Source organism: Peribacillus sp. AS_2 (assembly GCF_026891895.1).
Lineage (GTDB): Bacteria > Bacillota > Bacilli > Bacillales > DSM-1321 > Peribacillus > Peribacillus frigoritolerans.
Window position 1 is genome coordinate 175,012 of the sequence record NZ_JAPTGA010000006.1, and the last position, 17,197, is coordinate 192,208.

Here is a 17,197-nt window from a genome sequence, read left to right on the forward strand (position 1 = left end):
TCACGAGTAAAAGCATGAAACTCACGAGTAAAAGCGTGAAACTCACGAGTAAAAGCACGAAACCCACGAGTAAAAGCGTGAAACTCACGAGTAAAAGCACGAAACCCACGAGTAAAAGTGTGAAACTCACGAATAAAAGCGTGAAGACAACGAGTAAAAGTGTGAAACTCACGAATAAATGCGTGAAAACAACGAGTAAATGAGTATATTCCAGATGTTATGAGAAAATCATGTACGGAACATGCTTGAGGTTCCATTCTTGAAGGAATATTTTGTGCTGTTGATAAGCTCATGCAGGCAATAAGGTGGTGGATTTTGTGATGATTTAATGAAAATTGAAACTGAATAGTAAAATAATCCTCACTTTTTTTGAACTTCATCCGATATAAGGAGGAGACGAGACTTTAAATGAATGGGTGAGTATTATGGATATAACATCAGTTTTGGGCGTAGTTCTTGGTATTGTGGCCATCTTAGTCGGAATGGTGTTGAAAGGTGTTAGTGTAACGGCGCTGATTAATCCGGCGGCTATTTTGATCATCATTGTAGGGACGATAGCTGCTGTCGTAACGGCTTTCCCTTTGTCGGAATTAAAAAGACTGCCAAAAATATTCAAGATTTTATTCTTTGAACAAAAATTGGCAAAGCCGGAAGATTTAATAAAGACCTTTTCGGAATGGGCGGTCATTGCCAGGAAGCAAGGCTTATTGGCCTTGGAAAGCATTTCGGATCAGGTGGATAATGCCTTTTTGAAAAATGGCTTGAACCTTGCAGTCGAAGGTCAGAGTGCCGATTATATTCGTGATATTTTAGCAGAGGAAATAGACGCGATGGAAGAACGTCATTTAAGTGCGGCGGCGATTTTCAGTCAAGCCGGTACATACGCACCGACGCTTGGCGTATTGGGTGCCGTAATCGGGCTGATTGCTGCATTGGGGAATATGGCTGACACAGAGGCATTGGGACATGCCATATCTGCAGCGTTCGTCGCGACCTTGATGGGGATTTACACGGGGTATGTGTTATGGCATCCATTTGCCAATAAGCTCAAACGGAAATCACAGCAGGAAGTCAGGATCAAAGAAATGATGATTGAAGGGATTTTATCGATCATCGAAGGGGAAGCGCCGAGAACGATCGAACAGAAATTAACATCATATTTGCCTGCTGGAGATCGTAAAAAGTGGTTGGAAGGCGATGTGAGAGATAATGGCTAGGCGCAAAAAGAAACAAAGGCATGAAGAGCATATCGATGAATCATGGCTGGTTCCCTATGCCGATATCTTAACATTGCTTCTTGCGCTTTTTATCGTCTTGTTCGCTTCAAGTTCGGTTGATGCAGTAAGGTTCCAGCAATTGTCCAATGTATTTAACCAGGTTTTTACAAGCGGAACGGGTTTTATGGATTTTCCTAGTGATTCCCCCAGCAATGAGCCGACGTCGCCCGAACAAAGAACAGGTGCAGAAGATCTTGAGAAGCTAGGGAAAAACGAGCAGGAAGAACTTACGGAAGTTCAGGAGCGCGTAAATGCCTATATCGAAAAAAATGATTTAACGGATAAATTGGGAACGAACCTTACGGATGAGGGTATGTTGATTTCAATTAGGGAAAACGTGCTGTTCGAATCGGGTGTGGCTGAGGTGAGAAGTGAAAACCGTAAAATGGCTAAAGAAATCTCGGGGTTACTGGTCATGGACTTACCCAGAAACATCATCGTAAGCGGACATACCGATAATATTCCTATTAAAAATTCCAAGTATGAATCCAACTGGGACCTGAGTGTGATGCGATCCGTGAATTTTATGAAACTTCTCCTCGAAAATAAGGATTTGGATCCCGAAATGTTCAGTGCTAAAGGACATGGGGAATTCAAGCCGGTTGCTTCCAATGAAACGAAAAAAGGAAGGGCGAAAAACCGGAGAGTTGAAATCCTAATTGTTCCACGGACAGTGATAAATGAGTGAAAACCTGTCAGGAATTGATGGGTTTTTCTTTTTGAAGGAGAATATATGGAAAGAGAATACACAAATGTGATGGAAGAAATCGTTGTGACATGGGTGCAGGTTTTAATGTCAGGTATAGAATACCAAACATTTTGTTCGTGCAGGAAATGTAAAAATGACATCATCACATTATCATTGAATAACCTGCCTAATTACTATGTAACCACGGAAGTAGGTCGGATTAGGATATTTGGGAATTTGAATACAGAAGAAAACAGGAAATGGATCAATAAAAGAATCATCAATGCGATACACGTTGTTGGCCAGTATCCTAAACATTGATTCGCGGTATTTTACTCATGGACAAAGGGTCAACTATTAATTATGTGTTTTATTTATCGTGTAAGAGGGAACATAAATAAAGTGCAAAGTAGGTTCATTCGATCAAAAATTGAGGAGATGAATGATTATGGGTAAAAAAATCGCATGTGTAGTAACGAATATGTTTGAGGACTCGGAGTATAGTGAACCGGCAAAAGCATTTGAAGAAGCTGGCCATAAGGTAACGACGATTGAAATGGTGAAAGGGAAAACGGTTAAAGGGAAACAAGGGGAGGTGGAAGTCGAGATTGATGAAAGCATCGACTCGGTGAAACCGGAAAGTTTCGATGCGTTATTCATCCCCGGTGGGTTCTCGCCTGATCAACTGCGTGCTGACGAACGCTTCGTATCTTTCGCAAAATCGTTCATGGATGATAAAAAACCTGTATTTGCGATCTGTCATGGACCGCAGTTGCTGATTACGGCCAAAACACTTGAAGGACGCCACGCAACAGGGTATACATCCATTAAAGTCGATATGGAGTATGCAGGTGCCACATATTTGGACAAAGAGGTTGTGGTTTGCGGCAACCAGCTTGTAACCAGCAGGACTCCTGAAGATCTACCGGCATTTAACCGGGAATCGCTCAATCTATTGAAATAATGAAAAATCCCGGCGGCTGCCGGGATTTTTCATTTTAAAGGATTCATATACTTCAATCTTTGCAGTAAAATAAAAGGAGAGACGAATAAAAAAGGAAGTGTCACGATTGATCGTATTAAAATCTGCACGTGAAATTCAAGCGATGCATGAATCGGGTAAAATTTTGGCAGCTTGTCATAGGGAGATTGCAAAGTTGATTGTTCCTGGTGTGACAACATGGGAAATAGAAGAATTTGTTGAAGGATTCTTAAAGAAACATGGTGCGAAGCCGGAACAAAAGGGTTACAAAGGGTATGAGTATGCGACATGTGCCAGCATAAATGAAGAAATCTGTCATGGTTTCCCTCGTAAGACCCCTTTGAAAAACGGAGATATCGTAACGATTGATATGGTCGTCAATTATAATGGGGCCCTTGCTGACTCTGCTTGGACGTATACGGTCGGTAAGGTTTCAAAGGAAACCGAACATTTAGTGAATGTGACGAAGGAATCTTTATATAAGGCAATTGAAGTATGTGTGGAAGGCAATCGGATTGGAGATATAGGTCATGCCATACAAACATATGTCGAAGCGGAAGGCTTCTCTGTCGTTCGTGATTTCATCGGACACGGGATAGGGAATGTCATTCATGAAGAGCCTCAGGTTCCGCATTATGGACTGCCGAATAAAGGTCCACGTCTTAAGGAAGGAATGGTATTCACCATCGAGCCAATGGTAAACGTAGGTACATATAAAGCAAGCCGGAATCCGAATGGATGGACGGCATCCACAGCAGATGGGAAATACTCGGCTCAATATGAGCATACGATTGCCATAACGAAAAACGGTCCGTTGATTCTAACCGAACAGTGAACATTAAAAAACAGCATCGTTTATGATGCTGTTTTTCATTTTAATCAATGGGGCGTTCCAATGAATACAAATCCTCTTCGATATTTCCTAATCTGTCCTCCATGACTTTTTTAGCATCTTTGATCCCTTCATTGTAAATAAAGGGAGCGATATTTTCGAAAATGAACTGCAAGTGATTTTCAGCAGCAATTTCACCGATTTCCTTCCCATGTTCCTGATAAACATATTCTTGGATACTTTCGATCATTTTACGGCGTTTTTCTATGGGGAATTGAATGAACATTGTCCCACTCCTTCATATTTGTTCTAAAAACCATGTAATGAATTGATCCGAATCCAAAGGGAAGACAGGTACTGAAGCATGATTCCTGGTTCGCTCAAGACATTCGGGCCAAGCCACCGCTGCCTTGACATTGGTAAGCCGTTCCAATAACAGGAGGTCACTTTCTTCCTTGATTAAAATGACCTTGGGAAAATCCTCTTGCTTATACCCTTCAATTAAAATCACATCAGGGAGAAATAGACACAGTAATTGAATCAGCTCAGTGATAGGGGCGCTCCCCCTGAATTTGCCGAGCAGCTCGATTGTTCCATCTCCTTCAACAAGTGAAGCGGCCGCCCCGGCAAGAAAGTGTTTATTGGAATCCTTCGTGCCTGTAACATCTGGTTTTCCGCCATGTCCATGATGTTTTAAAACGGCTGTCTCTAATTTTGCTTCGCGCAGCTTTTTGATTAAATTCGTTATGAAGGTCGTTTTTCCTCTATTTTGGTAGCCAACCACCTGAAAAATAAAGGGCTTCACCAAGGCCATTTGGAACCTTCCTGATCATCGAGGAGCAGGATGTCCACGAAGTCTCCCGTTTGGAAACCACGTGTCCCCCCAGGTAAGACGGTCAGTGAATTGGCACCTGCCAAGCTTGTTGTAATATTCGATTTATCCACACCGCTTGGAATTACCTTTAACTGGCCGGATTCGTAAAATAATCTGGTGCGAAGCAGACGTGAGAATGGATTGGGTTTTAAGAAGTCCTCTGCCAATTGGGCCGTTTCTTTTCTTAAATGCGGATATTCCGAGAACAGCATGGTGCGGATGATCGGTCTTGCAAATAGTTCAAAGCCGACATAACTGGCGGATGGATTGCCGGATAAACCGAATAAAAATTTGTCATGATATACCGCTACGGTCGTCACGCTGCCGGGGCGCATGGCCACTTTGTTGAATAATACATCGGCGCCAATCTTTTGATAAATATCCGGGAGAAGGTCAAAATCACCGACAGAAACTCCTCCTGTTGTAATGAGCAGATCCACTTCCTCCAACGCAGTTGAAATGGCCTCGTAGCTTAATTCGAATTCGTCCTTAAGCTTTCCATAAAAACGGACTTCCCCCCCGGCCCTCCGAATTTGGGCGGAGATGGCATGTGAGTTGCTGTTGCGGATTTTCCCAGGCTGCAACGGTTCATGAACATCAAGCAGTTCCGATCCCGTAGCGAAAAATCCGACGACAGGCTTCCTGGCAACTGGCACTTCGGCATAACCGAATGTTGCCAGCAAGCCGATGATCCCTGGATTGATCGCTGTTCCTTTTTTTACAAGAACATCGCCTTTCTTTGCATCCTCGCCTTGAAAAGAAACGTTTTCGCCTTCCTTAAGTGAGCGTTTAAATGATATGTACTTCTTTCCGTCCTTTTCGAATTCCTTCGTAAGTTCAAGCATGATTACGGCATCACACTCAGCTGGCATTTGGGCTCCAGTCATGATTCTTGCCACTTGATTTTTTTGAACGGGAATAGTCGATACCATACCCGCAGCCAACTCTTCCACCACTTCGAACTCGAGGGGGTTATTTATGGAACCTTCAGAAGTATCCTTGGACCTGAGGGCGAATCCATCATATGGGGAGCGGTTAAAATGCGGAACATCATTTGTAGCTACAATATCCTGAGCCAAAAAGCGATCTTGGCTGTCCTCGAGGGGAATCAGTTCCACATGTCCTGTTAATTTATGCTTCATCACTTTTTCCACTGCTTCTGCGATGCTAATGGGCGTTCTTCTTTCTACCATGCCTACAACTCCTGTCCGTTTTCAATTTCTATATCAAATGTAGCAGAATTTTTTTGAAAATGAAAAAAATCCTCACCGGTATGGGAGGATTTGAATGTTACTTATTACGCAGTCTTCCAAGTTCTTCAGCGATCGCTTCCATTTCACGGACACTGAAATTCGTTTTTTTCATCACCATTGTATAAATATCGTGCAGTTCTTCGTACATTTCAATATCAAAATGAGTTGATTTGATTGCACCGAAGTTCATTACTTTTAATTTATCCTTGATTGCCTCGATCATAAACTCGACACTTTCGGCTGTGTTTTGTCTTAAATCCATTTCCTTCATCCTTTCATACGTTCCTAAATTATTTTCATCTTTGCATGATTACCGCTGGAAGTCAATGAGTATTCGGGTGGGATATGAAGCTTGACCCCCAATAATCTTGGTGATCTTTGCGTTTTAAAGTGAGAGAGTTTGGGAAAAGATAGGAAAAAACTTTTTTAAACATTGTATAATGGAGAGAGCTACCATTATCCATCAACTAATATATGACGAGGAGGAGAATATATGAGCAACATTCGAGAAGAATATAAGTGTGCCAAGAAAAGTAAGTTTATGCAAGCGGTCTTTATTGGGGCGTTAGCTGGGGCGGCAATAAGCCTTTTTGACAAGCAAACGCGTTATTCTGTATTGGAAAACAGCAAAAGCTGCATGAGTAATATGAAGGAATTCGTGAAGAATCCCAATGGGGTGCTTACACAAGTAAGTGAAACATCATCCAAGGTCCGTTCCACTGTTGAAAAAATCTCCGAAGATGTATCCTTCATTTCCCAAAAGGTTGAGGAAATGAAAGATATTCCATCACAAGTTGCCCAAGTGGTGATGGAGACGAAGGAAGTTTTTACTGCAGAGGAAGAAGAGCCGTCTTCTAGAAACCATGAACGAATTTCCTTAAATTAGAAAATGGGGTGGGGGTATGGCCAATAAAAAAGAATGGCTGAAAGGCTCATTCTTCAAGACTTTGGTAAAACGGTTACAGGTCGATGATGTGTCGGGGCTTGCCGCACAGCTGTCTTATTTCTTCTTACTTTCCCTGTTTCCGTTGCTTATTTTTTTATTCACTTTATTGGCCTATCTGCCATTTTCACAAGAAGATATATTAAATACCGTCCGTACATATGCACCTGACGATTCGATGAAAATTATTGAAGCTAACCTATCGGAAGTGTTGGAAGCGAATGGGACTTTATTGTCGTTTGGTGTCATAGGAACGATATGGTCGGCATCGAATGGGATGAATGCAATCATTAAAGCATTTAACCATGCATATGGTGTAAAAGAAAGTCGAACTTTCTTTATTTCCCGGGGAATGTCGATTCTTCTCACTTTAGCGATGATTTTTGTTTTTATTGTCGTTTTATTGCTGCCGGTATTCGGAAAACAGATCGGAGTGTTCCTATTTGCCGAAATTGGACAATCCGATGAGTTTCTTACGATTTGGAACCAACTTCGCTGGGTGGTCAGTACGCTTGTATTTTTAATTGTATTCACCATCCTTTATTGGATTGCGCCCAACATTAAGCTAAAGTGCATAACCGTACTGCCTGGTGCAATCTTTGCAACGGCAGGATGGAGCCTGGCTTCTTTTTTGTTTTCATTTTATGTGGAGAACTTCGCTAATTATTCCGCAACATATGGAAGTCTTGGAGGGATAATCGTATTAATGGTCTGGTTTTATTTATCGGGCCTTATCATCATACTGGGCGGGGAAATAAATGCGCTCATTAGTGAAAGGAAAAAGCCAGAATGTGCATGAGCTTCCTGGAGTTTCCGTAATAGCGGATTATCATGCTGCGGATACTATTCAAGAAATGACCACTTTTAAAGAGGAGGAGTTCTTTCATGAGTAAAAAGGATGGCGGCACAAAACAAAAAGGAAAAAATAAAGGATCGAACCATAAAACATCAGGTTCTGCAAACGGTAAGAACGGATATCATTAAATGAACATAAAAAAGGGAGCCTTGGATGGCTCCTTTTTCATGGTTTAGTTTCTCAAAAGTCTTAAGCTGTTCAGTATAACGAGGATTGTGCTTCCTTCATGGCCAATGACGCCATATGGGAGGTCCAGGAATTGAAGGAAATTGGATGCTATCAGGATCATGATGACCGAAATGGAAAAGATGACGTTTTGTTTGATGATCCGATTCATCTTCTTGGATAATTTGACTGCTTCCGCGATGCGCGGCAGGTCATTCTTCATCAGAACGACATCCGCTGTTTCCAAGGCAACATCCGTTCCTTCACCCATTGCAATTCCAACAGATGCTGTTGCCAGAGCAGGTGCATCATTGATGCCATCCCCAACCATCGCTACAGTGCCAAAATGTTCTTTAAGCTTTTTCACTTCAGTCACTTTCGTTTCTGGCAGGCATTCGGCAATATATGCATCAATATGGCTCTCCAAGGCAATAGCTTTAGCCGTTTTTTCACCATCGCCTGTCAGCATGACGGTATGGATGCCCTCATTCCTCAAAGCTTCGATGGCTGTTACGGTTTCATCACGCACGACATCTTTCAAAGTGAGTATACCGGCAATTCCGTGATCATCTTTAGCATACACGATTGTCTTACCTTGTTCAGCCAATGTCAGCGAAATGCCATTTTGGAATCGTTCTGCTTCACTGCGACCGACGAAATCAGCTTTTCCGACTTGCCAAAGCACGCCATTGATGTATGCTTGAACCCCATTACCTGAGATATCTTCCATGTTAACCGGTTTAATGATATCTCTTTGCAATTTCGTTTTGGCATAACGAACGATCGAAGTTGCCAAAGGGTGGTTCGAATAATTTTCAACAGATGCAATGTGAAATAAGAAATCTTCTTCGTTTAAATCTTCGCGGATAATGACATCCGTTACCTCTGGTTTTCCTTTTGTCAATGTACCGGTTTTATCCAAAGCAATTGCCTGAAGGTTACCTAGATTCTCAAGATGGATGCCGCCTTTAAACAAAATGCCATGACGAGCACCATTTGAAATGGCTGAAAGTGTAGCAGGCATAATAGAGGCCACAAGGGCGCAAGGAGAAGCGACAACGAGCAGGATCATCGCTCTGTAGAATGTTTCGGTCCAGCTCCACTCCAATAGGAAATGGGGTACGAACATCATCAAACCGACGATCGTCAATACCACTTTTACATAAGTTCCTTCAAACCGTTCAATGAACAGCTGGGAAGGCGACTTTTCACTTTGTGCGGATTGAACGAGAGTGATTATTTTTTGAAATAAAGTTTCACTTGCCGGTTTGGTGATTTCCACGGTAATCGTACCACGGAGATTAACCGTTCCAGCGAAAACTTCATCATCCAATGATTTACTGACTGGTATGGATTCGCCTGTAATGGCGGCTTCATCGATATTGGTACGTCCGTCCGTGATTTTTCCATCTGAAGGAACTCTTTCTCCTGGTTTCACTAAAATCAGATCCCCGACATGCAGTTGGGAAACGGACACGGTTTCTTCATATCCGTTAGTTACGCGCAGTGCTTCTTCAGGCTGTAAGTCCATAAGTGCCGAAATTTCTTTATGGCTCTTATTCATCGTGTATGTCTCAAGGGCGCCGCTTAAAGCGAAGATGAAAATCAATATGGCACCTTCCGTCCAATATCCGATGACCGCAGAACCGATGGCCGCAAAAATCATCAGCATCTCAACATTCAACTCCCGGTCGGCAATCGTATCTTCTATGCCTTCTTTTGCCTTGGCATATCCGCCAATCAAGAAAGAGGCTAAGTAAATGACGATGGAGGCGGACTCCATTCCGTTCTTTGAAAGGGCCCAGCCCAAAACTATTAATAAACCGCTGAATAATGCAGCAATAAGTTCTAAATGAGGTTTTGCTTTTTCCAACCAAGTGGTTTTGCATGTAGCCGGTTGGGTTAAATGTTTAGTATCTGTAGTCATAAGATTCCCTCCCACATTCTTCTCTATTTGTGTAAATGATATAGATTATCATTTACTTTATATCTAATTGAGAAAGATAATCAACGTCATTTCTCTGGATAAAATATGAAAGCTGCCACCGTAATTGCGATGACAGCAATGTTTTCAAAGGTTTATTAAGGTGATGTCCCTTTTGTTAATATTATATTACCACATATCCTATTCAGAAATAAAGAAGAATGATTCTAATCTAGTAAAAAATATAAAGTATCGAATCTCCATTATACAGGCACTTTTGATAAATCCGTTCAAATTGAATAATAAAAGAAGTAGTCCAGATAATAAACTATATTACATAACTGAAGCAGGCATTTTCTCCTTAAACATGGCCAATGAAATGAAGACAAGGATAAGCATGATGCTGATCATGTAGAAAAAATTCCCGCCTTTGATATGTTCAATGACCAGGCCGCCAAAAAATGGACCGCCGATGCTGCCGAGACTAAAGAAAATACTGCATAATAAATTTCCTGCAGGTAATAGGTTTCGAGGCAAAAGATCTGCCATATAACTGATTCCCAGCGAGAAAGTCGAACCAACCATCATTCCGCCAAACATAAAGCAGATGAGTAGACCAAGCACTGAATCGGAATAAATCCCTGCAAGCGTGAATATCGCAAACCCTGAAAAAAGGATCGTCAGCAAGGTCTTTCGCCGGCCAAAACGGTCACTGATCATCCCTAAGGGAATCTGGGTAAGCAGGGTCCCTGCGGAAAATGCCGGAATGATGATGGAAACTGCCGTTAAATCGATTCCGGAGCGCAGGGCGAATACAGGGAAATTGCTATTCAATGATGCCTCAAGCACGCCAAATGTGAACGGAAGTAAAAATGCGACCCAAGCTATGCGGCTTACTTTCGTAAACCTTTGGAGTGTGCCCATGAATGATGTGCTTTCAGAATCATCCTGTTCAGGAAGTTCATTTCTAATAAGGAAAACAGCAGACCAGGCGAGAAGGCTAAGTATGGATGTGATGATGAAAGGCAAAGACTGATTAATCTCGAGAAGCTTCGTCATCAGCGGGCCTACCATGAAGCCAAGACTGAAGAAAAGTCCATAAATGGCAAGATTCCTTCCGCGCTTCTTTATTGGTGAAATGGCAGTGATCCATGTCTGGGTAGCAAAGTGAAGTGTATGATCCCCGATACCAATGAAGAAACGAAGGACAAACCAAAACCAGAATGATTTCCAAACAGGAAATAAGGCAAGCGATAGAATGACCGTTATCCCGCCAAATATGATCAATGGCTTATAGCCGTATTTGCGGAGCGGTGCTTCCATAAAAGGGGAAATCAACAGAATTCCAATATAAAGCGAGGCTGCATGAAACCCGTTCAGTGATGAGCTAATTCCGTCATTTTCAAAAATGATGGCAATGATCGGCAGAAGCATCCCTTGAGAAAACCCCGATATGCCGACAATTAAGATTAAAACGCTAAAAAGCAATTTGTTATTCATAAAATCATGTCTCCTAAGAAATGTATACCTTCTTGATGTTACATCTTAGGAAGAGGATTAAGCAATAGAAATTTGGGTAAATATTGACAAGAAGAGAGAAGATGATAAAATTTTCCTTTGTCATCGCCCGAAGATTTTGTTTGATAGTTTTTGTTACATAAAAAGAACTATAGATTGTGAGGAGAAGTATCGTGAATAAAATATTTTTGGGACTTGTCCTGCTGGGCGTCCCTATATCAGTCATCGGGTCATTATTGCATTGGCCGAGTGTGATCATGTTCATCGTATATTGCTTAACAATCGTCGCGCTTGCAGGCTTCATGGGCCGGGCGACTGAAAGCTTAGCGATCGTCATGGGACCAAGGATTGGCGGTCTTTTGAATGCAACCTTTGGCAATGCGGTGGAATTGATCATATCCATCTTTTCATTAAAGGCGGGGCTTGTTGGGGTCGTGTTGGCTTCTTTGACTGGTTCGGTATTAGGGAACTTATTGTTGGTGGCAGGTCTTTCATTCTTTGTCGGAGGGACTAAATACAAACGGCAGAAGTTTAATGTATTCGATGCGAGGCATAATGCCGGTCTATTGATTTTTGCGGTTATTGTAGCCTTTGTCATACCGGAAGTATTCACACAAGACATGAGTGAATCAAGCACGATGTCGTTAAGTGTAGGAATTTCCATTATCTTGATCTTATTATACCTTGCTGCATTATTCTTTAAGTTGGTTACTCACCGAGGGGTATATCAGCATACGGAGAAACCCGAGGAACATGAAAAGGAGGTACCGGAGTGGAGCAGGAAAAAGGCAATTATAATACTTGCTGCCGCTACATTGGCCGTTGCGTACGTATCGGAAAAACTCGTCCATACGTTCAGCGAAGTGGGGGAAACCTTCGGATGGTCGGAGTTATTCATCGGTGTCATTATCGTTGCAATCGTAGGTAACGCGGCAGAGCATGCGTCCGCCGTCATGATGGCCTATAAAAACAAAATGGATGTCGCAGTGGAGATAGCCGTCGGTTCCACGCTTCAAGTAGCGATGTTCGTAGCTCCTGTACTCGTACTTATTTCGTTAATGTATCCAACGCATATGCCGCTCGTCTTCACACTGCCAGAACTGATTTCCATGGTTACAGCAGTCTTCTTGATGATCATGATTTCCAATGACGGGGAAACGAACTGGTTTGAAGGTCTTACCTTATTGGCCGCTTACTTCATTATGGGAATTGGATTTTATTTATTATAAGAAAGCAGGCCTTCCGATGTGGAAGGTCTTTCTTTTAATAAAATAAAAATGACTCTGCTCAGGTTAGATTTAGCAGAGTCATTTCTATATTAGTAAATTACCATTCATAAGTTATTCCAAAATTTTTCATCATGCTTTTGTAAAAGTTGAGAAAATATTCTAGAGTGTCACACCATCCTTTTACATCAGATTTAAGTATTGGCGAATTCGTTTTCTGTCATCCTTTAAAAGGGTGTCATGGATTGTTCGATAAGCATACCTCCTGAAGGTTTAATAGGTATGAACGATTTCGCCTCCTTTTTATAATGTAAATTAAGTATAACCGATTTGAAAAGAAAAGTAAATATTCTGAACTTTACAAATTCATTACAAAGTTGAAATCTGAATGAAATGTATAGAATGTTGGCTAAAAACAAAATCTATAAACAAATGATTGAACCCCTCAAAAGGAGTGCGACAGCATGAGAAGAACTATTCTTATTACGATGATTGCCCTAATTGCCTTCATACAGGCGAATGTAAGTTTTGCAGCAGATATACCAGAAGTCAAAGCAAATCCGAATAAGGTGAATATTCCTCCTTCCGTATTGAATATTGCAAAGGAGAATACGTATCCGAACCCGACCCAGGATCTTCCGATGCTACAGCCAAGTAATCTTGCCGAACAATTGATCGAATCGTCGGATATCAAGATTGAAAATCCAGAACTCATCCAAATGTTGAATGAATCCGCAATTGCAAAGGCCCCGCTTGCTTTTGGATACAGGGCGACCATTTACCTTGGTCATTGGGCCTTGAATTATGAGTCTTCGGAAACGGCACCAAACTGGGAATACCAAAAAATCAATACGAATTACTATGATAATCGCGGCGGTGAAGTTCCATATAAGATCCGTTATGTCCAGGAAAGTCAGAAGGCAGTAAGTGGCGGTCTGACGGCGAAAATTCCTAAGGCTGAGGATGTTCAAAAGATGATGCTGTTAAAAGCCACCGAGAAAACGAATTTGCCTTTGGCTTTTGAAACGATCATTGGAGCTGGTACGAAAAAAGATCAAGTATACAATGTTGCGTCAAATAGGATTGGTTACTTATCCAGTTTTGCTTCCGCCGTAAATGAAAAAGGCAAGGTCACATATGGGGAAGTGTATTTGAACCTAAAAGGAAATAAAAGAACCATTACGATAAAGAACATCACTTCCCAAGGCATCGGTGCATGGATACCGGTTCAGGACCATGTTTCCTTCAGTTTTACAGTCTCACAGCAACCCAGGTAAATTGAAAAACTCGCCGGATTGGCGAGTTTTTCTTCATATGGTTGACTTTCTGATCCTGAAGTCCTCTTTCGGGTAGTATGCATTTTTGACGAGTACATTCGGGCCAAGACATTTGACTGCCGGGCAGTGGCAATTCAATTCATTGGCCAGTTTCGAGTTCATCCATGTTTCATAGGATTCGGTCAAGGGCTGATCTTTGATATTCCCTAATGTAGGCGCGTCCCCAAAATCGGTCACGATCACTTCCCCGGTGAAAATATTGATGTTCAACCGTGATCGTCCATCAGGATCATTTCGCACAGTCACTTTATGTGAACCATAAAGGCGTTGAAGCAGCTTAATATCCTCTATACTGTTATTGCAAGGATAAAATGGCAGGGTACCGAAAAGCATCCAAACATTTTCATCTCGGATATCAAGCAAATGATGAATCGCTTCACGCATTTTGTCCAGTGATAAAGTTTCAAGTGCCGAAGCGAAATCGCTTGGATACATCGGATGAATTTCATGCCTTTGACATCCCATTTCATCGACGATCTGCCTGTGTATATGCTCAAGATGAGGCAATGTACGTTTATTAAGCATCGTTTCCGCAGATACCAGTACACCAGCCTTTGTCAGGGCACGGGAATTTTCGATCATTTTATCAAATAATTTCTTTCGCTGTTCCCGGGATGGTTTTCGGTCCATCATGGCAAAGCCGATATCAATGAATTCATCGATCGTTCCCCAATTATGGGAAATGTGGAGAACATCCAAATAAGGAATGATTTCCTCATACCGTTCCAAGTCAAGGGTCAAATTGGAATTGATTTGTGTCCGGACCCCGCGACTACGGGCATATTTCAATAGAGGCAAAACATAACTCTTCACTTGTTTTCTTGAAAGCATCGGTTCCCCGCCAGTAATGCTGAGCGAGCGAAGCAAAGGGATCTCATCAAGGCGCTGGATCAGTAATTCCAGAGGCAGTGCATCCGGGTCCTTGGGCTGGAGTGTGTAACCGACGGCACAATGCTCACAACGCATATTGCAAAGGGTGGTGGTGGTGAACTCCACATTGGTAAGGCTGAGTTTTCCATATTGTTCAACGTCCATATATGCTTCCCAAGGATCATACTTGGGTGTAATTGGTGTTAAAAGATCTTGCTTGATTATTGACATATTTAAAACTCCTTACGTAATAATGCACTAACCCATTATGAACAATGGGGACAAAAATTGTCAAATGGCGAAGAGCTGCATTTATAGCTTGCCATTGCACTTTCAAGCAGATTTCGTTACGATGAAAGAAGAACGGAAGGAGAGTGCCTCATGGGAAAATCCATTACAGGTAAAAACGAACAATTAACATACTTAAAAGAACGCCTCACGATGTTCATGGAAGTTCTTGATCATATCGAACCGGAAAATACGGAGTTGGAAGATATAGACCGTTTAATCGGCATGATAGATGATTTGGAAGGTAAAGTGGAACAATTCAAAACCCGCGAAGACTAATATCTGTTTCGATAGTATGATTTTTTCAATGTTAATATTCATGAAGGGATGACGAGAAACTTCGTCGTCCTTTTTTGATGGAAATGTTTGGTGATTAAATTTAACATATGGGCTATTTCTGGCGCTTTACTCATTTCTCTCTAAATTGCTGTTCATTAAGAAAAATAATTACTTGTTTTCGAAAGATTATGTTAGATGTATAATAAAACGGGTGTGAATCATTCACTATTTATAGAGAAGCAGGGAAATGATTAAATCTAATCTAGGGGAAATAAGAGGGGGAAGAGAAATTTGGATATTCAAAAATTCCAAGAAAGTATGTACAGTCTTATCGTTGAAACTTCAACGAATCTTCCAAAGGATGTTCGTCGTGCGGTCAAAAGTGCAAAACAACGTGAAAATGCAGGTACTCGTTCTGCATTGAGCCTGACCACCATCACGAATAATATTACAATGGCTGACGACAATGTATCACCGATTTGCCAGGATACTGGTCTGCCGACTTTCAAAATAAAAACTCCAGTTGGCGTGAACCAACTTGAAATAAAAAAAGCAATTCGAAATGCAATCATTTTAGCGACAAAAGGCGGAAAACTTCGTCCAAACGCAGTTGATTCTTTATCGGGTGAAAATAGCGGGGATAACCTTGGGGAAGGTCTTCCTGTCATTAAATTCGATCAATGGGAAAAAGACTATATTGATGTTCGTCTCATCTTAAAAGGCGGCGGCTGTGAAAATAAAAACATCCAATACAGTCTGCCTATGGAACTTGAAGGATTGGGAAAAGCGGGCCGTGATTTGGACGGAATCCGTAAATGTATCCTTCACTCTGTCTACCAAGCACAAGGACAAGGCTGCAGTGCCGGCTTCATCGGCGTGGGTATCGGAGGGGACCGTTCATCCGGATATGATCTGGCTAAGGCTCAACTTTTCCGCAGTAATGAAGATGTGAATCCGAATGAAGATCTTCGTCAACTTGAAGATTACATCATGAAGACTGCTAATGAATTGGGCATCGGCACAATGGGCTTTGGCGGCGAAACTACACTGCTTGGATGTAAAATCGGTGTCATGCACCGTATTCCGGCAAGCTTTTTCGTATCCGTTGCTTACAACTGCTGGGCGTTCCGCCGTTTAGGAGTGAAAGTCAATCCTGAAACGGGCGAAATCAATGAGTGGTTGTATCAAGAAGGCGAGAAAATCGACTTTGCTCTGGAAGCAGAAAAAGCAGCGAAGGATGAAGTGGCAGCCGCTGCAGAATCGGACGTTGAAGCTTCCCGTGAAATCACCCTGCAAGCACCAATCACGGAAGAACAAATCCGTGAATTAAAAGTGGGTGACGTAGTTCATATTAATGGCAGAATGTATACAGGCCGTGACGCTATCCACAAGCACTTATCTGAAAATCCTGCACCAATCGACCTGGATGGACAAATCATCTATCACTGTGGACCAGTTATGCTGAAGGATGAAGAGGGCAAATGGCATGTGAAGGCCGCCGGACCAACAACAAGTATTCGTGAAGAACCATACCAAGGCGATATCATGAAGCGATTCGGCATCCGTGCAGTTATCGGTAAAGGCGGAATGGGACCAAAAACACTAGAAGCATTAAGTGAACACGGCGGCGTTTATCTAAATGCAATCGGCGGGGCTGCTCAATATTATGCAGACTGCATCAAATCCGTCGAGGGTGTGAACTTCACTGAATTTGGTATTCCAGAAGCAATGTGGCATCTGAATGTTGAAGGATTCACTGCAGTAGTTACCATGGATTCACATGGAAACAGTCTGCATAAAGACGTTCAGCAATCTTCATTGGAAAAATTGGCACAATTCAAAGAACCGGTATTTAAATAAATGTTTGGCAAAAGACGCTCACCAA

18 protein-coding genes are annotated in these 17,197 nt (G+C 42.0%); 11 read left to right on the forward strand and 7 right to left on the reverse strand.

Annotated elements, in window-relative coordinates; translation table 11 throughout:
* The first annotated feature begins 425 nt into the window (after positions 1-425).
* From motA to map, 5 genes are all read left to right on the forward strand, one after another.
* The gene (gene motA / locus OTG27_RS12920) at positions 426-1,217 is read left to right on the forward strand and encodes a flagellar motor stator protein MotA (RefSeq protein WP_268937141.1); all 792 of its coding nucleotides are present in this window, start codon (positions 426-428) and stop codon (positions 1,215-1,217) included.
* On the forward strand, positions 1,210-1,965 hold the full coding sequence (gene motB, locus OTG27_RS12925; protein ID WP_268564041.1) for a flagellar motor protein MotB: 756 nt from the start codon (positions 1,210-1,212) through the stop codon (positions 1,963-1,965). The genes motA and motB overlap by 8 nt, the downstream gene beginning before the upstream one ends.
* A 45-nt stretch (positions 1,966-2,010) precedes the next feature.
* A complete protein-coding gene (locus OTG27_RS12930; protein ID WP_057278620.1) occupies positions 2,011-2,286 on the forward strand; it encodes a late competence development ComFB family protein in 276 nt (91 codons plus the stop codon).
* A 127-nt stretch (positions 2,287-2,413) separates the two neighbouring features.
* Positions 2,414-2,929: a type 1 glutamine amidotransferase domain-containing protein gene (locus tag OTG27_RS12935; RefSeq protein WP_034305681.1), complete on the forward strand. Its 516-nt coding sequence runs from the start codon at positions 2,414-2,416 to the stop codon at positions 2,927-2,929.
* A gap of 106 nt (positions 2,930-3,035) precedes the next feature.
* Positions 3,036-3,782, forward strand: a complete 747-nt coding sequence (gene map, locus OTG27_RS12940; protein WP_034305678.1) for a type I methionyl aminopeptidase — start codon at positions 3,036-3,038, stop codon at positions 3,780-3,782.
* Between the two features lie 40 nt (positions 3,783-3,822).
* Here the strand turns inward: map and OTG27_RS12945 are convergent, their stop codons facing one another.
* The 4 genes from OTG27_RS12945 to OTG27_RS12960 form a co-directional block, all read right to left on the reverse strand.
* A complete protein-coding gene (locus OTG27_RS12945) occupies positions 3,823-4,065 on the reverse strand; it encodes a DUF2164 domain-containing protein (RefSeq protein WP_034305676.1) in 243 nt (80 codons plus the stop codon).
* A 12-nt stretch (positions 4,066-4,077) separates the two neighbouring features.
* The gene (gene mobB / locus OTG27_RS12950) at positions 4,078-4,593 is read right to left on the reverse strand and encodes a molybdopterin-guanine dinucleotide biosynthesis protein B (RefSeq protein ID WP_268937142.1); all 516 of its coding nucleotides are present in this window, start codon (positions 4,591-4,593) and stop codon (positions 4,078-4,080) included.
* Entirely contained in the window at positions 4,581-5,846 is a 1,266-nt protein-coding gene (locus tag OTG27_RS12955; protein WP_268937143.1) for a molybdopterin molybdotransferase MoeA, read from the reverse strand. Before OTG27_RS12955 ends, mobB begins: the two co-directional genes overlap by 13 nt.
* 97 nt (positions 5,847-5,943) lie before the next feature.
* Positions 5,944-6,168 carry a DUF1128 domain-containing protein gene (locus OTG27_RS12960; RefSeq protein WP_057278623.1) on the reverse strand — a complete coding sequence of 75 codons (225 nt, stop codon included), beginning with the start codon at positions 6,166-6,168 and terminating at the stop codon, positions 5,944-5,946.
* Positions 6,169-6,399: 231 nt separating this feature from the next.
* Between OTG27_RS12960 and OTG27_RS12965 the strand changes: the two genes are divergently transcribed.
* Both OTG27_RS12965 and OTG27_RS12970 read left to right on the forward strand, forming a co-directional pair.
* Positions 6,400-6,792 carry a YtxH domain-containing protein gene (locus OTG27_RS12965; RefSeq protein WP_098865699.1) on the forward strand — a complete coding sequence of 131 codons (393 nt, stop codon included), beginning with the start codon at positions 6,400-6,402 and terminating at the stop codon, positions 6,790-6,792.
* Between the two features lie 16 nt (positions 6,793-6,808).
* Positions 6,809-7,648 carry a YihY/virulence factor BrkB family protein gene (locus OTG27_RS12970; protein ID WP_063577426.1) on the forward strand — a complete coding sequence of 280 codons (840 nt, stop codon included), beginning with the start codon at positions 6,809-6,811 and terminating at the stop codon, positions 7,646-7,648.
* A gap of 229 nt (positions 7,649-7,877) precedes the next feature.
* On the opposite strand, the gene OTG27_RS12975 is transcribed toward OTG27_RS12970, so the two are convergent.
* Together OTG27_RS12975 and OTG27_RS12980 are read right to left on the reverse strand one after the other, a co-directional pair.
* On the reverse strand, positions 7,878-9,797 hold the full coding sequence (locus OTG27_RS12975; RefSeq protein WP_268937144.1) for a heavy metal translocating P-type ATPase: 1,920 nt from the start codon (positions 9,795-9,797) through the stop codon (positions 7,878-7,880).
* Positions 9,798-10,127: 330 nt separating this feature from the next.
* Positions 10,128-11,294, reverse strand: coding sequence for an MFS transporter (locus OTG27_RS12980; protein ID WP_268937145.1), 1,167 nt, complete (start codon positions 11,292-11,294; stop codon positions 10,128-10,130).
* A gap of 188 nt (positions 11,295-11,482) precedes the next feature.
* On the opposite strand from OTG27_RS12980, the gene cax reads away from it, so the two are divergent.
* Positions 11,483-12,541 carry a calcium/proton exchanger gene (cax, locus tag OTG27_RS12985; RefSeq protein WP_057278739.1) on the forward strand — a complete coding sequence of 353 codons (1,059 nt, stop codon included), beginning with the start codon at positions 11,483-11,485 and terminating at the stop codon, positions 12,539-12,541.
* Positions 12,542-13,002: 461 nt separating this feature from the next.
* Positions 13,003-13,815 (forward strand): YfkD famly protein, encoded by an 813-nt coding sequence (locus OTG27_RS12990; RefSeq protein ID WP_034305665.1) that lies wholly within the window; start codon positions 13,003-13,005, stop codon positions 13,813-13,815.
* Between the two features lie 33 nt (positions 13,816-13,848).
* On the opposite strand, the gene yfkAB is transcribed toward OTG27_RS12990, so the two are convergent.
* Complete coding sequence (gene yfkAB / locus OTG27_RS12995) at positions 13,849-14,976, reverse strand: radical SAM/CxCxxxxC motif protein YfkAB (RefSeq protein ID WP_268937146.1); 1,128 nt, start codon at positions 14,974-14,976, stop codon at positions 13,849-13,851.
* Between the two features lie 150 nt (positions 14,977-15,126).
* Here yfkAB and OTG27_RS13000 point away from each other — a divergent pair, with 150 nt between their 5' ends.
* Together OTG27_RS13000 and OTG27_RS13005 are read left to right on the forward strand one after the other, a co-directional pair.
* Positions 15,127-15,312 carry an SE1561 family protein gene (locus OTG27_RS13000; protein WP_034305661.1) on the forward strand — a complete coding sequence of 62 codons (186 nt, stop codon included), beginning with the start codon at positions 15,127-15,129 and terminating at the stop codon, positions 15,310-15,312.
* 291 nt (positions 15,313-15,603) lie between these two features.
* Positions 15,604-17,172 carry a fumarate hydratase gene (locus OTG27_RS13005; RefSeq protein WP_034305659.1) on the forward strand — a complete coding sequence of 523 codons (1,569 nt, stop codon included), beginning with the start codon at positions 15,604-15,606 and terminating at the stop codon, positions 17,170-17,172.
* Positions 17,173-17,197: the final 25 nt, after the last annotated feature.

Excerpts from the sequence above, each read along its gene's own strand:
- motA (WP_268937141.1), top strand. The coding sequence starts at position 426 with ATGGATATAACATCAGTTTTGGGCGTAGTTCTTGGTATTGTGGCCATC.
- motB (WP_268564041.1), top strand. The coding sequence starts at position 1,210 with ATGGCTAGGCGCAAAAAGAAACAAAGGCATGAAGAGCATATCGATGAA.
- OTG27_RS12930 (WP_057278620.1), top strand. The coding sequence starts at position 2,011 with ATGGAAAGAGAATACACAAATGTGATGGAAGAAATCGTTGTGACATGG.
- OTG27_RS12935 (WP_034305681.1), top strand. The coding sequence starts at position 2,414 with ATGGGTAAAAAAATCGCATGTGTAGTAACGAATATGTTTGAGGACTCG.
- OTG27_RS12945 (WP_034305676.1), bottom strand. The coding sequence starts at position 4,065 with ATGTTCATTCAATTCCCCATAGAAAAACGCCGTAAAATGATCGAAAGT.
- mobB (WP_268937142.1), bottom strand. The coding sequence starts at position 4,593 with ATGGCCTTGGTGAAGCCCTTTATTTTTCAGGTGGTTGGCTACCAAAAT.
- OTG27_RS12955 (WP_268937143.1), bottom strand. The coding sequence starts at position 5,846 with ATGGTAGAAAGAAGAACGCCCATTAGCATCGCAGAAGCAGTGGAAAAA.
- OTG27_RS12960 (WP_057278623.1), bottom strand. The coding sequence starts at position 6,168 with ATGGATTTAAGACAAAACACAGCCGAAAGTGTCGAGTTTATGATCGAG.
- OTG27_RS12965 (WP_098865699.1), top strand. The coding sequence starts at position 6,400 with ATGAGCAACATTCGAGAAGAATATAAGTGTGCCAAGAAAAGTAAGTTT.
- OTG27_RS12970 (WP_063577426.1), top strand. The coding sequence starts at position 6,809 with ATGGCCAATAAAAAAGAATGGCTGAAAGGCTCATTCTTCAAGACTTTG.
- OTG27_RS12975 (WP_268937144.1), bottom strand. The coding sequence starts at position 9,797 with ATGACTACAGATACTAAACATTTAACCCAACCGGCTACATGCAAAACC.
- OTG27_RS12980 (WP_268937145.1), bottom strand. The coding sequence starts at position 11,294 with ATGAATAACAAATTGCTTTTTAGCGTTTTAATCTTAATTGTCGGCATA.
- OTG27_RS12990 (WP_034305665.1), top strand. The coding sequence starts at position 13,003 with ATGAGAAGAACTATTCTTATTACGATGATTGCCCTAATTGCCTTCATA.
- yfkAB (WP_268937146.1), bottom strand. The coding sequence starts at position 14,976 with ATGTCAATAATCAAGCAAGATCTTTTAACACCAATTACACCCAAGTAT.
- OTG27_RS13000 (WP_034305661.1), top strand. The coding sequence starts at position 15,127 with ATGGGAAAATCCATTACAGGTAAAAACGAACAATTAACATACTTAAAA.